This window comes from Devosia sp. Soil_C_22 (assembly GCF_057657195.1).
Window position 1 is genome coordinate 2,282,406 of the sequence record NZ_JBDGIY010000001.1, and the last position, 13,301, is coordinate 2,295,706.

Annotated in this window: 10 protein-coding genes; 7 read left to right on the forward strand and 3 right to left on the reverse strand. The window is 66.3% G+C overall.

From position 1 onward, the window contains the following. Position 1 precedes the first annotated feature (1 nt). From AC3A6I_RS11055 to AC3A6I_RS11085, 7 genes are all read left to right on the forward strand, one after another. On the forward strand, positions 2 to 1,120 hold the full coding sequence (locus AC3A6I_RS11055; protein ID WP_487543750.1) for an alginate O-acetyltransferase AlgX-related protein: 1,119 nt from the start codon (positions 2 to 4) through the stop codon (positions 1,118 to 1,120). Then, a complete protein-coding gene (locus AC3A6I_RS11060; protein ID WP_487543751.1) occupies positions 1,117 to 1,887 on the forward strand; it encodes an SEL1-like repeat protein in 771 nt (256 codons plus the stop codon). The genes AC3A6I_RS11055 and AC3A6I_RS11060 overlap by 4 nt, the downstream gene beginning before the upstream one ends. Continuing rightward, positions 1,884 to 3,209 (forward strand): alginate O-acetyltransferase AlgX-related protein, encoded by a 1,326-nt coding sequence (locus AC3A6I_RS11065; RefSeq protein ID WP_487543752.1) that lies wholly within the window; start codon positions 1,884 to 1,886, stop codon positions 3,207 to 3,209. Before AC3A6I_RS11060 ends, AC3A6I_RS11065 begins: the two co-directional genes overlap by 4 nt. 17 nt (positions 3,210 to 3,226) lie before the next feature. Continuing rightward, positions 3,227 to 3,868 carry an alginate O-acetyltransferase AlgF gene (locus tag AC3A6I_RS11070; RefSeq protein WP_487543753.1) on the forward strand — a complete coding sequence of 214 codons (642 nt, stop codon included), beginning with the start codon at positions 3,227 to 3,229 and terminating at the stop codon, positions 3,866 to 3,868. 22 nt (positions 3,869 to 3,890) lie between these two features. Then, a complete protein-coding gene (locus tag AC3A6I_RS11075) occupies positions 3,891 to 6,620 on the forward strand; it encodes a tetratricopeptide repeat protein (protein WP_487543754.1) in 2,730 nt (909 codons plus the stop codon). Then, positions 6,621 to 7,670 (forward strand): alginate lyase family protein, encoded by a 1,050-nt coding sequence (locus AC3A6I_RS11080; protein WP_487543755.1) that lies wholly within the window; start codon positions 6,621 to 6,623, stop codon positions 7,668 to 7,670. Positions 7,671 to 7,932: 262 nt separating this feature from the next. Next, positions 7,933 to 8,145 carry a hypothetical protein gene (locus AC3A6I_RS11085; RefSeq protein WP_487543756.1) on the forward strand — a complete coding sequence of 71 codons (213 nt, stop codon included), beginning with the start codon at positions 7,933 to 7,935 and terminating at the stop codon, positions 8,143 to 8,145. Positions 8,146 to 8,350: 205 nt separating this feature from the next. Here the strand turns inward: AC3A6I_RS11085 and AC3A6I_RS11090 are convergent, their stop codons facing one another. The 3 genes from AC3A6I_RS11090 to cysD all read right to left on the reverse strand — a co-directional run bounded on the left by AC3A6I_RS11090 (position 8,351) and on the right by cysD (position 13,080). Continuing rightward, positions 8,351 to 9,892, reverse strand: a complete 1,542-nt coding sequence (locus AC3A6I_RS11090) for a peptidoglycan-binding protein (protein ID WP_487543757.1) — start codon at positions 9,890 to 9,892, stop codon at positions 8,351 to 8,353. Between the two features lie 181 nt (positions 9,893 to 10,073). Next, entirely contained in the window at positions 10,074 to 11,978 is a 1,905-nt protein-coding gene (gene cysN / locus AC3A6I_RS11095; RefSeq protein ID WP_487545015.1) for a sulfate adenylyltransferase subunit CysN, read from the reverse strand. Positions 11,979 to 12,162: 184 nt separating this feature from the next. Continuing rightward, on the reverse strand, positions 12,163 to 13,080 hold the full coding sequence (gene cysD, locus AC3A6I_RS11100; protein WP_487543758.1) for a sulfate adenylyltransferase subunit CysD: 918 nt from the start codon (positions 13,078 to 13,080) through the stop codon (positions 12,163 to 12,165). Between the last annotated feature and the right edge of the window lie 221 nt (positions 13,081 to 13,301).

Here is a 13,301-nt window from a genome sequence, read left to right on the forward strand (position 1 = left end):
AATGTCCAACACGATGAGTGCAAAAACCCTCGCGAGCTTCGCGCCCGGCTTTGCCCTGCCTGTGCTGTTCCTCGGCTACGCCGTGGTCGCCAACTACGAGTTCGTCTCGGGCTTGGGTCGCGACATCGCCGAAATGCCGAAATCGGCCTCGGCCTATCTCAGCGGCGAGGCGGCCGAGCAGATCGACAGCTACTACAAGAAGATCATGCCGCACCGGCTGCCCTCGATCGACCTGATGGGCGCCGGCCGCTACCTGGTATTCAAGGAAGGCCGCCCCGGCGTGGTGGTCGGCGACAATGGCTGGCTCTTCTCCAAGGAGGAGTTCGACGCCACGCTCAAGCGCACGCCCGACCTCGCCGAGGCTCTGGCCGGCGTCACCGAGATCCGCGACCAGCTCGCCGCCAGGGGCATCGAACTCGTGGTCGTGCCGCTGCCGACCAAGGCCGACATCTACAGCGAGCATGTCAGCTACGCCGCCATCCCCGGCGATCTCGAGCGCCTTTACACCGATTTCCGCGCCATGCTCGACCAGGCCGGCATCCGCAACGTCGAAACGCGCACCGCGCTGCTCGACGCCAAGGCCCAGGGCCAGCTCTTCCTCAACACCGACACGCACTGGACCCCGCTCGGCGCTTCCGTGGTCGCCGATACGGTCGGTGCGGCCCTGGGCCGGCGCGACACCGCCTACACTCTCGCCGACGCCGCCCCGGTCGAGCGCGAGGGTGATCTCTCCAAGTTCATCGTCACCGGCGGGTTGGCACCACTCGTCGGTCTGGGTCCGGAGACTGTCGTGCCCCGCACAGCCATCGCCCCCCCTGAGGCTGCGCCCGCCGACATCTTCGGACCCTCCTCCATACCGTTCATTTTGACCGGCACGAGCTACAGCGCCAACGAGCAGTGGAGTTTTGGCGAGAGCCTCAAGGTCGCGCTCGGCTCGGACGTGCTGAACATGGCCGAGGAAGGCAAGGGTCCGATCGCCCCGATGCGCGCCCTGCTCGCTTCCGACACCCTGCGCGATACCCCGCCCGAGACCGTGATCTGGGAGTTCCCGATCCGCTATCTCGGCCAGGTCGAGCTCTGGAACCGGGCCCCGGCAGCGACGGAGGAGGCCAGCCCATGAAGCCGCTCCTCGCCCTCGCTCTCACCGCCATGGTTGCCGGCCTGCTGGCCCAGCCGGCCGCTGCCCAGGACAGGGCGTTCGAGCGGCTCAAGCGCACGAACGATCCGCCGCGGCATATCGGCAAGCCGCCGCCGCGGGCGCCGAAGATCCGCATCGCGAAGCCGGTCGACCCGATGAAGGCGCTCCGCACCAAGATGCTCGAAGGCAAGGCCAGCTACGCCGAGATGCGGCGTCTCGCCGAGTCGGGCGACGACCTCGGCGCCTACTACCTGGCCAAGTCCATCGTGGAAGCGGGCGATACCGACGAGTTCGGCACCGCCGGTTACTTCTACATGCTGGCGCTGCGCGGCGGCCGCATGGCCGCGGTCAAGCCACTCGTCCGTCTGCTGGAATCCGGGGCGCTCGTCGAGCAGCCCAAGAATACGGCCGAGTCCGAGGAGCTGCTGGCGAAGGTCGCCGCCAGGGGCGATGCCGCGGCGCGTGACGGGTTGATCTCGATGTACCGCAAGGGCGTCCCCTTCGGTCCGCAGCCTGAAAAAGCCGAGGAGCTGCTCACCGCTGCGGCGGAGGGTGGTGACAGCAAGGCCGCCTTCGACCTCGCCGTCTCCCTGCTCGGCGGTACGCCCGATCCGACGACCCTGGAGAAGGCCAAAAGCCTGCTCGAGATCGCCGTCGCCGCCGATGAGCTCAACATCCGCACCATGGCCGAGAACATGCTGCGCAACCTCGACCCGCAACTCACCGCCTCCACGGAGACCGCGCCATGAACAAGCTGCTGATGCTCGGCGCCGCACTCGCCGCCATGCTGAGCGCCGCCCCCGCCCTTGCCATCGATTCCGCCTTCGGCTGCAAGCATCTCGAGGACAACCCGACCCTGCCCTCGGTCGAGGGCAAGGATGGCTTCTTCTTCCGCATCTTTGCCGACCTGCGCATGCAGCATCCGCTCACCGACGTGACCGCGGACCAGATGAGCCAGCTCGCTGCCGCGTTGAAGGCGCGCGGCACCACCATGCTCTACGTACCGATCCCGACCAAGAGCGTGACCCTGCCAACCTTCCTGCCCGAGGAGGCCTCGCTCTTCGGCTTCAACGAGGACATCGCCGTCGCCGTCTACGAGGATCAGGTCGCGCGCCTCAATGAGAAGGGCGTGCTCGCCGTCGACCTGCTCAAGGCGCTGCGCACATCCGATGGCAGCGACCCGCCATTCTTCCGCTCGGACTTCCACTGGACCTCGCGCGGTGCCGAACGGGCCGCCCAGGCCATCGGCGGCCTGCTCAAGGACCTGCCGGAATATGCCGAGATCACGCCGGTGAACTTCGAAACCCGCCCGACAGGCAGCGAGCTTGCCGTCTCCGGCATGCGCCGCACGCTTCAGGCCTTCTGCGTCCAGAGCCTGCCCCCCGTCATCTCCACTGCCTACGAGACCGTGGAAGTGGCCAGCGCCGATGCCGCGCTCGACATCTTCGGTGACAGCGGCGGTGGCGAGGAAGGCGGACCGAGCGACGAGATCGCGCTGGTCGGCACCTCTTTCTCCGATGCCGAGGTGCCGAACTTTGCCGGCTTCCTCGCCCAGTATGCCAGCATGCCGGTGTCAAACTTCGCCATCACCGGCGGCAACCAGTTCGGCGCCATCACCTCCTACCTCACCTCGCGCGAGTTCCAGGAGAACCGGCCCAAGTTCATGGTCTGGGAAAACCCGATCTACAACAACCTCGCCCAGTTCGGCACGGGGTCGCTGACCGAGCTGATCGCGGCTGCGCGCAACGAGTGCCAGCCGGTGGCCTCGACGCCGGTGATCGACAAGGCCCAGGGCCTGTTCGAGGCCGATCTGAGCGGCACATCGATCACGCCCAACCAGGTGCTGCTGGCCGATGCCGGCGACAACAACAGCCGCGACGTCGTCCTCAGCTTCCAAAGCCGCGACGGGCGCACCTTCACCCGCGAGGTGCATCGCGGCGACCGCTTCCGCGGCACGGGACGCTTCTACATCCCGTTGGAGTCCCTCGACAGCCTCGAGCTGGCCAAGGTCTCCATCAAGTACGACCGCCTCTCCGAAGAGAACGCGGCGATTTCCATCTGCAACACGTAAGGCAAAGGAGAGCCAGAATGCTGCGCTCAACTCCCAAACTCATGACCCTCGCCGCGGCGATGCTGCTCGGTTCGGCCCCGCTCGCGATCGCCCAGGACGACGGCCTCTATGACGCTCCGGTCGACCCCAACTCGGCCTTCGTGCGCGTGCTGGTTCCGGGCGCCGCCGTGGCCGTGGTCAACGGCACGACCGTCGACAACGTCAACGATGGCCTCTCGGCCTACGTCAATGTGCAGCCGGGCGACATTGCGGTATCGGCCGGCGACGTGTCGGGCAGCGTGACCGCCGAGCCGGGCACCTACTACACCTACGCCTGGAGCGTCGAAGGCGAGCCGCTGGTGCTGCAGGACGCACCGGCGAGCGATCCCAGCAAGGCCACAGTCTACTTCTACAACCTCTCCGACCTGGCCAGCGTCGACCTGTTCGTGCCCAGCGCCAACACCAAGGCGATCGAGGCCATTGCCGGCGATACGGCGAAGTCCGTCGCACTGAAGGCCCCGCTCACCCTCGACTTCGAGGTGCAGGCCGAAGGCCAGCCGGTCGCAACCGTCGCCGCGCTCGACCTCAAGCGTCGTGGCGGCGTGTCGATCGTGTTCACCGGCTCGAACGGCACCTACACCGCGACCGCCGTCGAAAACGCGTTCTTCGCCGCGCAGTAAGCGACTCTAAACGGAGGCAATGATGCCCGCTCCCGTCTCTCGCCTTTTCGCCGCAGCGCTCATGCTCGGCGCCAGCTTCGTGACCCCGGCATTGGCCGAGCCGGTCGATGTCGTCTTCCTGCCGCCGGAGATTCCGGCTCAGGAAGTCTGCATCGCCAAGAAGGCCGATCCCGAGGTCGTCAACCGCTGGCTGGCGTGGGATGGGGAGAGCATTCCCGAAGGCGATCCGGAGGCGGTGCTGCGCGATGCGCGTCGCCTCCGCGACCTCAATCCGATCGGCAACCTCGAGCTGGTCGACAAGATGCTCACCGTCGCCACGAAGATGTCGGCGCCCAAGGTGCCCGACACCACGCTCGATCGCGTCAATCTTTACCTCAAGGCCGGCAAGATCCCGCAACTGCGCGAGACCGGCATCATCGAGGGTCTCGAAGCCAACCAGGCCGGTCTTGCCCCCAAGGCGCTGAACCTGCTCGGCACGCTCTATCTCGACGGCATCGTGGTCAAGAAAGACCAGGAAAAGGGCCTCGGCTACATGACCCGCGCGGCCATGGGCGGCAATGCCGACTCCCTGCTCCGCCTCGCCACCATGAACATTGCCGGCCAGCAGGTGACCGGCTGGGACCTCGACCCCAAGCTCGCCGTCACCATGGCCTTCGGCGCCCTCGTCGGTAAGCTCGACGGCGAGATCTGCGACCGCATCGGCCGCATCGCCCGCGAATATTCCAAGGGTCTCGTGGTCAAGCAGAACCACGACATTTCCGAGCAGTGGCTGCGCCTCGCCGCCGATCTCGGCGACCCCAGCGCCGCCTGGAAGGTGGCGCAGCTGCATCTCGAGAGCGAGCTGATCGTCAAGGACAACGACAAGCTGCTCAAATACCTCAACATGGCGTCCGACCGCGGCGTCGCCGCCGCGCAGGTAGAGCTGGGCAAGTTCTACGAGGCCGGCGCGCTGGTCGAGAAGGACCTCGAACGGGCCGAAAAGCTCTACGCCCAGTCCTCCGACCTTGGTAACCGTACCGCGCTGTTCCGCCTCGCGACGCTGCTCGAGACCGAGCAGGCCAAGCCCGAAAAGCGGGCCGAGTTCAAGGCCCGCCTGACCCAGCTGGTCGAGATGCCCTCCCCGCCGGGCTGGGCCTTCTCCAAGCTCGCGACACTCGTCCTCGACGAAAAGGGCCGCTGGGCCGGCGAAGCCGAAGCGCAGGCACTGCTCGAGAAGGGCGTGGCGCTCGACGATGCCGACAGCGCCCAGGAGCTTGCCTTCATCCTGTTGCGCCACCGCGACGAGCCGGGCGTATTCGAACGCGCCACCGAGCTCATGAGCTTTGCGGTGACCGATGCCGGCAAGATCGACCCGATGACCGACCTCCGCCAGGCCTATCTCTGCCGCGCACCGGAAGGTTCGGACATGCGCCTCGCCGCCTTCTGGCAGCGCACCGAGGATGCTGCCGGCAACTCCACCGAGTTCATGGACTCCGACGATATCGGCGCGCTCGATCCGAACGCCGATCCGATCGCGCTCGCCAAGCTTCAGACCCACGCGCTCTACGGTCGTCCCAATTCGGTCGCCTACTATGTCGACTACCTGCATCGGAGCGGCGCGAGCCAGCAGATGCTCGACTTCTGGCAGTCGCGCATCGATCCCATCCCCGCGACCATCGACGCGCTGGCCCGCCACCGCCTCACCGTCGATCCCTCGCCCGAGATGATCCAGCAGTCGATCGACATGCTCCAGGATGCCCGTGCCCGCGGCCTGCCGCGTGCCCCGGTCGATCTCGCCGCCGTGCTGCTCGACTATTTCCCGGGTGATCCGGCGCGTGAGCAGGAGGCCATCGGCTATCTCACCGAGGCAGCCGACCAGGGCTCCGGCGAGGCCATCCTGCGTCTCATCCCGATCTTTGAATCCCAGGGCAAGACCGAGGAAGACCTGCTCGCCCAGTATCACCAGGCGATCGAGGAGCGCGGCGACGCCGACGCCCTGATCTTCGCCGCCTCGCACGCCACCGACGAGGCGATGAAGCACGACTATCTCTACCGTGCCGCCAGCGTCATCGACTGCACTTTCGAGAACACCAACAAGCTCGCCGGCGCCTTCATCGCCACCGCCGACGACGCCGAGACCGACCACTGGCTGCAGGTCAGCCTGATGCTCGCCGGCGAGGACGGCTGGCGCCACACCGCCATCGCCGACCGCTATGTCGCCATGGGCGGCGAACAGAACGCCCAGACCGGCATCGAGCTTTACGAAAAGGCCGTGGCCCTCGGCGACGACACCGCCGTGGGCCGGCTGGTCAAGATCTACGCCGACCCCGACAGCGAGGACTACGCCCCCACCAAGGCGGTCGCCATGTTCAAGCGCATGATCGAGGAGGCCCCCGTCGCCGATCTCGGCAAGCTGCGCGAGCGCGTGCTGAAGTCGCCGCCCGCCATCCAGACCGCCGTCATGGCCGAGGTCGACTGGACCTCCCGCTACGCCGCCGCCGCCGCCGGCGGCAGTGCCGAGGCGATGCGCGAGATGGGCCTCTACCTGCGCACCAACGGCACCCCCGCCGACGCCCGCGACGCCTCGACCTGGCTCAAGCGCGCCGCCGATGCCGGCGACGTCACCGCCATGGTCGAGCTCGCCAAGGCCTACGCCATGGGCATCGGCATCCAGCCCTCGATCCAGGAGGCGACCGTACTGCTCAAGGACGCCGCCGGCCGCGGCAATGCCGAGGCCCAGCGCCTGCTCGCCTCGATGGCAGTGGAGAACTAGATGCGTATCCCGTTCGGCATCGCCCTGGCGATGACCACCCTCCTCGGCGTGACATCCCTCCGCGCCGAGGAGGCTCCCTTCGCCTGCGAGGCCGCGCCCGCGCCGGTGGTGTCCCTGGCCTTCGGCAGCCGCTACACCGACGACAGCAAGACCCGCTCGGACATCGACGAGGCTTCCAACGCCGAAGTCGACAAGGTGCTGAAGCCGGTCGAGGATTTCATCGGCGACCTGATGCGCATGACTAACACCGCGCTCGTCGAAAACGACACCGCCCGCGCCGCCTGTGCCCTCGACTGGCTCGACAGCTGGGCCACCGCCGGTGCCCTATCGGACCTCGAAACGCTCAACGTCCAGCTCGCCATCCCGGCCCGCCAGGCTGGCCTCGCCATCGCCCTGCTGCAGGCCGATGCGGTCGGCGGCCTCGATCCCGCGAGGCGCGCCCGCGTGCTCGGCTGGCTCAAGGCCAATATCGAGGCGACCATGCTGTTCTTCGACGGCGAGGCTCCGCCCAATGCCTCGCGGAACAACCTGCGCGCCTGGGCCGCCCTCGCCGCCGCCGCCACCGGCCGGCTCGACGGCGACCCGCAGATCCTCGACTGGGCCCGCATGAGCTTCGAGCTCGTCGCCTGCCAGGCCAGCCCCGATGGCAGCCTGCCGCTCGAGATGAACCGCGCCGACAAGGCCATGAACTACCAGCTCCACGCCACCGCCCCGCTGGTGCTGACGGCCGAGCTACTCGCCGCCACCGGCTACGACGCCTACGCCGCCTGCGACGGCGCCCTGACCCGCATCGCCGCGTTCAGCCTCAAGGCCGCCGCCGATCCTGCGGTGGTCGAGCGGGTCGCTGGCGTCGAGCAGAGCTACCAGACCGGCAAGCAGAAGCTCGAGCCTTTCGCCCTCGCCTGGCTCGAGCCTTACCTCCGCCACCAGTCCGGCGCCGAGGCCGAAGCCCTCGCCGAAAAATACCGCCCGCTCTCCCATGCCAAGCTCGGCGGCAACCTCACCCGCATCGGCGACTGGATCGCCCGTTTGCCCGCAACGGCCGGTTAACCTCCCGGGCCAAATCGTGGCGCCGCTGGTCCTGTTTGGGGGCAGCGGCGCTTTTCATGTTCCGTTCAGCTGGATAGATGTAGTCGCGCGGTAGAAACCTGCGCTAAAGCTTCGTGCATTGAAATGCGATGGCGCGCTTTCCGAATGAAAGCGAAATTTTATCTTGTCGAACAACGCGCCCTTTAGAGCTTCTGCAGTAGGCCCGCGCTCCAACAGCCCGGGGCCAACCCGGCTTTCTCATTCCCTGACCGAGAGTGTTGCCGTGGACCCTGCCGCCGATGCGGGCGCGCCTGCCGATCTGGCTGAGCGCTTTTCCGCCGTCCTGTCCCGACTCGACGGGCGCTCGGTGAGCACCGATGCGCTGTTCGACACCTTGCGGCTCGAGACACTCGACTGGGGCGTCGACCGCAACATCGACACCGAAACGGTGTGCACGGCGGAAATCGCAGTCCCGGTGAGCGAGGATCAGGCCTGAAGCAGCCGGATGCAGCTTTTGCAGGTTGCGTCGCTTCGTCGCACAATATTGAACGAGAACGAAATCGGAACCCGTCTTTCGATCAACAATCGATCCGCTGATACGACGATAGTCGTAGATGAGATGTGGTCGATAACATCTGCCCTACGTACATCAGTAGATCGGGCTCAGGACTTGTTCGCAGGGCCGCGAGGACCTCAGGTCCTTACTCTCCGGTGACATAGCAGCCGCCGCCATCGGCCTTGATAGCAGAACAAACCGTGTTCGCCCGTTCCGCCGATGGCATCGGCAACTGCACGCGATACACCCGGTCGGCGAGTTCGATCTCGGGCTTCACGTCACCGAACAGCGTGCCCCAGCGGCCGGCAAGATAGTCGCGCGAGCGCTCGGCCTCGCCCTGCGAGCTGCTGCTGGTCAGCTGCACGAAAGCGGCCGGCTTGCCGCTCTCGAGATAGGCGCCGCGCTTCCCGTCGAGGCTCACCGGCGCACTCAGCGCCACGGCAACCTCGATCGGATTGCCCAGCTGGATATTGTACTCGGTCAGTTGTTCGGCGCTGAAGATATACATGTCGCTCGGCGGCGTGCGCAGCATGTGCGAGATCACCTGCGGATGTGCGCCGAAGCTCTGCAGTGCATCGATGACGTCGCCCAGCGTCGTCTGCGCCAGCACCAGGTCCGCGATCTCGGACGAGATCTGGTGCACGCCGAGTTCGCCCGACACCTGCCGTTCCGTGCCGGCAAAGAACATGTAGGCACAGGCCGAATAGCACCCCATCCCCGCCGGAACATAGGTGGCGAGGCCGCGCTTGTGGATCTCCCAGGCGACGGTGATCGCGGCGTCCACCGAGCCACCCGGGCTGTTGAGCGCCACGATGCGCGCCTCCGGGCGGGCCTCGAGCGCCTGCCGGAAGGCGCGCGGCGTGCCCTCGTCGATCTCGGCGTTGAGCACGATCAGGCCGGGTTCGTCGGCCGGCAGGTCGAACTGTCCTGCGGGCGGCGCTCCGGCCCCGCCCTCGGCCTTCTCCAGGGCCGGTGGCGGCGGCAGGTTGCTGAGCGGGTTGAAGTTCGAGGCAAGATAGATCGAGGCGATCGGCCCGACCGCCTCGTAGGTCTGACCCCAGGCCAGGGAGTAGCCGATGGCCTCGTCTCCGGCGCTCACGAACATCGTGTAGAACGAGTAGTCCCCGATCTGCCCCGAGACGACGAAGCGGCCGGAGCCGAAACTGCGATAGGTGACGATGCGCTCGGGATCGGGCGCGGTCATGGCCTCGAACAGATCCTCGAACGAATGCTCGGTCAGCGCCGAGTGCATCGTCTCGAGCGAGATCTCGCCATCCTCGCTGACATAGGAGGTGCCGGTGCCGGTCGCGCTGCGGATCGACAGCAGCCGGCCCGGAATCATCATCGCAACCCGCGCCTCGGCGTCGCTGACCAGCTCGATGCCGAAGCGGCTGTCGACATCGCGCGCCAGGTCGCGCAGGCGCTGCCGCTCGCTCGACGACAGCACCCCCGTCGGCTGGCTGCCCTGGCTGCGCTGGAAGGCGGAGATGGCGTCGAACGTCCCCTGCCCGAACTTGCCGTCGACGAGATACTCGTAGTGGCCCAACAGGATCAGGTCGGTCTGTGTCGCGGTGCGCTCCTCCGGGCTCAGTTGTTCGAACCAGACGCGCGAGTCGTCGATTGCGGCGAACGACAGCCCCACCCAGGAAAACAGCAGAAAGAGTGCAAGCCGAACCGCGGTGCGCATCAACGAGTAGCCGAACCAGAGGCCGGCATTTTTGCACCTTACGTCCCGCCGCACCAGCGCCGGGACGTGAGTTGTTACAGGCTGGAAGAAGCATTCACCGATTGGTTGTACCAGCCCGGCGGTTCGCCCTTCTCACCGACTGTCGTCCCTGCGAAAGCAGGGATGACAGCCAGTGCGAAAACTAGATCGAGTAGCCCAGGTCCCACTCGAACACGCGGGCGTAAAGATCCTCGGCCATCTGCACCGGGGTGTGGGTGCCGCCATGCAGCATGATGTCGGGCTTTTCCGGCGCTTCGTACGGGCTCGAGATGCCGGTGAAGTTCTGGATCTCGCCGCGCCGCGCCTTGGCGTAGAGGCCCTTGGGATCGCGCGCCTCGCACACCTCCAGCGGTGTGTTCACGAAGACCTCGGTGAAGCGGACGTCGCCGGCCACTTCGCGCGCCAGCCGCCGCTCGTTGCGGAAGGGCGAGATGAACGAGACGAGCACGATCAGCCCGGCATCGGCCATCAGCCGCGCCACCTCGGCGACGCGCCGGATGTTCTCGACGCGCGCTTCGTCGGTGAACCCGAGATCCTTGTTGAGGCCGTGCCGCACATTGTCGCCGTCGAGGATATAGGCGTGCCGGCCTTCGGAGGTGAGGCGCTTCTCGACGAGGTTCGCGACGGTCGACTTGCCCGAGCCGGAGAGGCCGGTGAACCACACGATCTGCGGCGTCTGTCCCTTGAGGTCCGAGCGCACCTTCCGGTTCACGTCGAACGACTGGTAGCTGAGATTCTGCGCCCGCCGCAGGCCGAAATCGATGACCCCGGCGCCCAGCGTGGCGTTCGAGATGCGATCGATCAGGATGAAGCTGCCGGTCGGCGCGTTGTCGCCATAGCTGTCGAAGGCGATCGGCTTGTCGGTGGCGATGGTCAGCGTGCCGACCTCGTTGAGCTCCAGCGTCTTGGCCGCGCTTTGCTCCAGCGTGTTGACGTTGGTGCGGTACTTGAGGTCGGTGATCGACGCCGGCACCACCTGCGAACCGACCTTGAGCAGGTAGGAGCGACCCGGAATGGCCTGCTCCTCGCTCATCCATACCACCCGGGCCTGGAACTGGTTCGAATACTCCGGCGTCGCGCCCGGATGCACCAGCACGTCGCCGCGCGACACGTCGATCTCACGGTCGAGCACGAGGGTGACTGCCTCGCCGGCAATGGCGCGCGGCTGGTCGCCGTCCATGGTGACGATGCGGGCAATCTTGGCCGGCTTGCGCGAGGCCGAGACGAGAACATCGTCGCCGACCTGCACCACGCCCGAGGCGACGGTGCCCGAGAAGCCGCGGAAATCGAGATTCGGACGGTTCACCCACTGCACCGGGAAGCGCAGCGGCTTGTCGGCGCGATCGGTGGCGACCTCGATGCTCTCGAGATACGGCACCAGCTGCGGGCCGCGATACCAGGGCATGTTGGCGCTGGCACTTAGGATATTGTCGCCCTTCAGCGCCGACACCGGAATGGCGGCCAGGCTCGAAAAGCCGAGATCCTTGGCGAAGGCCCGGTACTCGCTCTCGATGGCGTTGAATACGTCGGCGTCATAGCCGACGAGATCGATCTTGTTCACCGCCAGCACGACATGCTTCACGCCGATTAGGCTCAGGATGAAGCTGTGGCGACGGGTCTGCGTCAGCACGCCCTTGCGCGCATCGATCAGTACGATGGCGAGGTCGGCATTGCTGGCGCCGGTCGCCATGTTGCGGGTGTACTGCTCGTGGCCGGGCGTGTCCGCCACGATGAACTTGCGCTTGTCGGTGGAGAAGAACCGATAGGCGACGTCGATGGTGATGCCCTGCTCGCGCTCGGCGGTCAGCCCGTCGACCAGCAACGAGAAGTCGATGCCTTCATCGCCGGTGGTGCGGTTGCGGCTTTCCTTGCGCAGTGAGGCGAGCTGGTCGTCGAGGATCAGCTGGCTGTCATAGAGCAGCCGGCCGATCAGGGTCGACTTGCCGTCATCCACCGAGCCGCACGTGAGAAAGCGCAGCAGGCTCTTGTCGGTCTGCTCGGCAAGCCACAGCTCGAGCGCGGTTTCGGCGGCGGTGGGGGCGGACATCGGCACAGTTGCCATCAATGCTGCCCCTCACCGTGAAGTTGTCCGGTTGCCGGCCACAAGCACGGAGTCGTTCCCGCGAAAGCGGGAACCTCAGTTTGCAGGGGGTGCGGCCAAACGGAGGTCCCCGCTTTCGCGGGGATGACGTCGGTGTGTGGGGTGAGAATGGAACGCGGCACGGTTGCCATCAGAAATACCCCTCCTGCTTCTTTTTTTCCATCGAGCCCACGCTGTCGGAATCGATCAGCCGGCCCTCGCGCTCGGAGGTTCGCGATGCCTGCATCTCCATGATGATCGAGGGCAGGTCAGCGGCATCCGACCGGATGCCGCCCGACAGCGGGTAGCAGCCGAGGGTGCGGAAGCGGATCATCTCCTCGCGCGCCGTCTCGCCGGGATTGAAGCGGAAGCGGTCGTCATCGACCATGATGAGCGTACCGGCCCGATCCACCACCGGGCGCTTGCGGGCAAAGTAGAGCTCGGGGATAGGGATGTTCTCGGCGTAGATGTAGGTCCACACGTCGAGCTCGGTCCAGTTCGAGATCGGGAACACGCGCATGCTCTCGCCCGGCGCCAGCCGGGTGTTGAAGATGCGCCACAGCTCGGGCCGCTGGTTCTTGGGGTCCCAGGCGTGCTGGGCGTTGCGGTGCGAGAAAATGCGCTCCTTGGCGCGCGACTTCTCCTCGTCGCGCCGGGCGCCGCCGATTGCCGCGTCATACTTGCCGGCGTTCAGCGCCTGGCGCAGCGCCTGCGTCTTCATGATGTCGGTATGCACCGCCGAGCCGTGGTCGAACGGGTTGATGCCCTGCGCCAGCCCGTCCGGGTTGGTGTGGACGATCAGGTCGAGATCGTGCTCGCGTGCCATGCGGTCGCGAAACTCGATCATCTCGCGGAACTTCCACTTGGTATCGATGTGAAGCACCGGAAACGGCACGCGGCTCGGAAAGAATGCCTTCCGCGCCAGATGCAGCAGGACAGAGGAATCCTTGCCGATCGAATACATCATCACCGGCCGCTCGAAGCTGGCCGCGACTTCGCGGAAGATCTCGATGCTCTCGGCTTCGAGCGATTTGAGGTGGGTGAGGCCGCGGGGGCCGGTAGACGTCATGGCGCTGGGCAGATGGCTGGGTTGCAACGGGCTGTGAAATAACGGCTCGGCCGGAGGGCGGCAAGCGGCGCAAGACGACCAGATTAGTCAGGTATCCCCGACATTTGCGCCGATCTGCCGCTATAAAGGTGGAGCTTGTCTTGCTTCTGTCACCGTCGAAACGCCCGCGCCACGACGGCATGGCAAAGGAAAATCTATTTCACGCGAGGACGAAATCTATC

What these genes read in the sequence shown, in the direction of transcription:
- cysD (WP_487543758.1), bottom strand. Translation starts at nt 13,080, where the DNA reads ATGACGTCTACCGGCCCCCGCGGCCTCACCCACCTCAAATCGCTCGAA.
- cysN (WP_487545015.1), bottom strand. Translation starts at nt 11,978, where the DNA reads ATGTCCGCCCCCACCGCCGCCGAAACCGCGCTCGAGCTGTGGCTTGCC.
- AC3A6I_RS11055 (WP_487543750.1), top strand. Translation starts at nt 2, where the DNA reads ATGTCCAACACGATGAGTGCAAAAACCCTCGCGAGCTTCGCGCCCGGC.
- AC3A6I_RS11080 (WP_487543755.1), top strand. Translation starts at nt 6,621, where the DNA reads ATGCGTATCCCGTTCGGCATCGCCCTGGCGATGACCACCCTCCTCGGC.
- AC3A6I_RS11070 (WP_487543753.1), top strand. Translation starts at nt 3,227, where the DNA reads ATGCTGCGCTCAACTCCCAAACTCATGACCCTCGCCGCGGCGATGCTG.
- AC3A6I_RS11065 (WP_487543752.1), top strand. Translation starts at nt 1,884, where the DNA reads ATGAACAAGCTGCTGATGCTCGGCGCCGCACTCGCCGCCATGCTGAGC.
- AC3A6I_RS11060 (WP_487543751.1), top strand. Translation starts at nt 1,117, where the DNA reads ATGAAGCCGCTCCTCGCCCTCGCTCTCACCGCCATGGTTGCCGGCCTG.
- AC3A6I_RS11075 (WP_487543754.1), top strand. Translation starts at nt 3,891, where the DNA reads ATGCCCGCTCCCGTCTCTCGCCTTTTCGCCGCAGCGCTCATGCTCGGC.
- AC3A6I_RS11090 (WP_487543757.1), bottom strand. Translation starts at nt 9,892, where the DNA reads ATGCGCACCGCGGTTCGGCTTGCACTCTTTCTGCTGTTTTCCTGGGTG.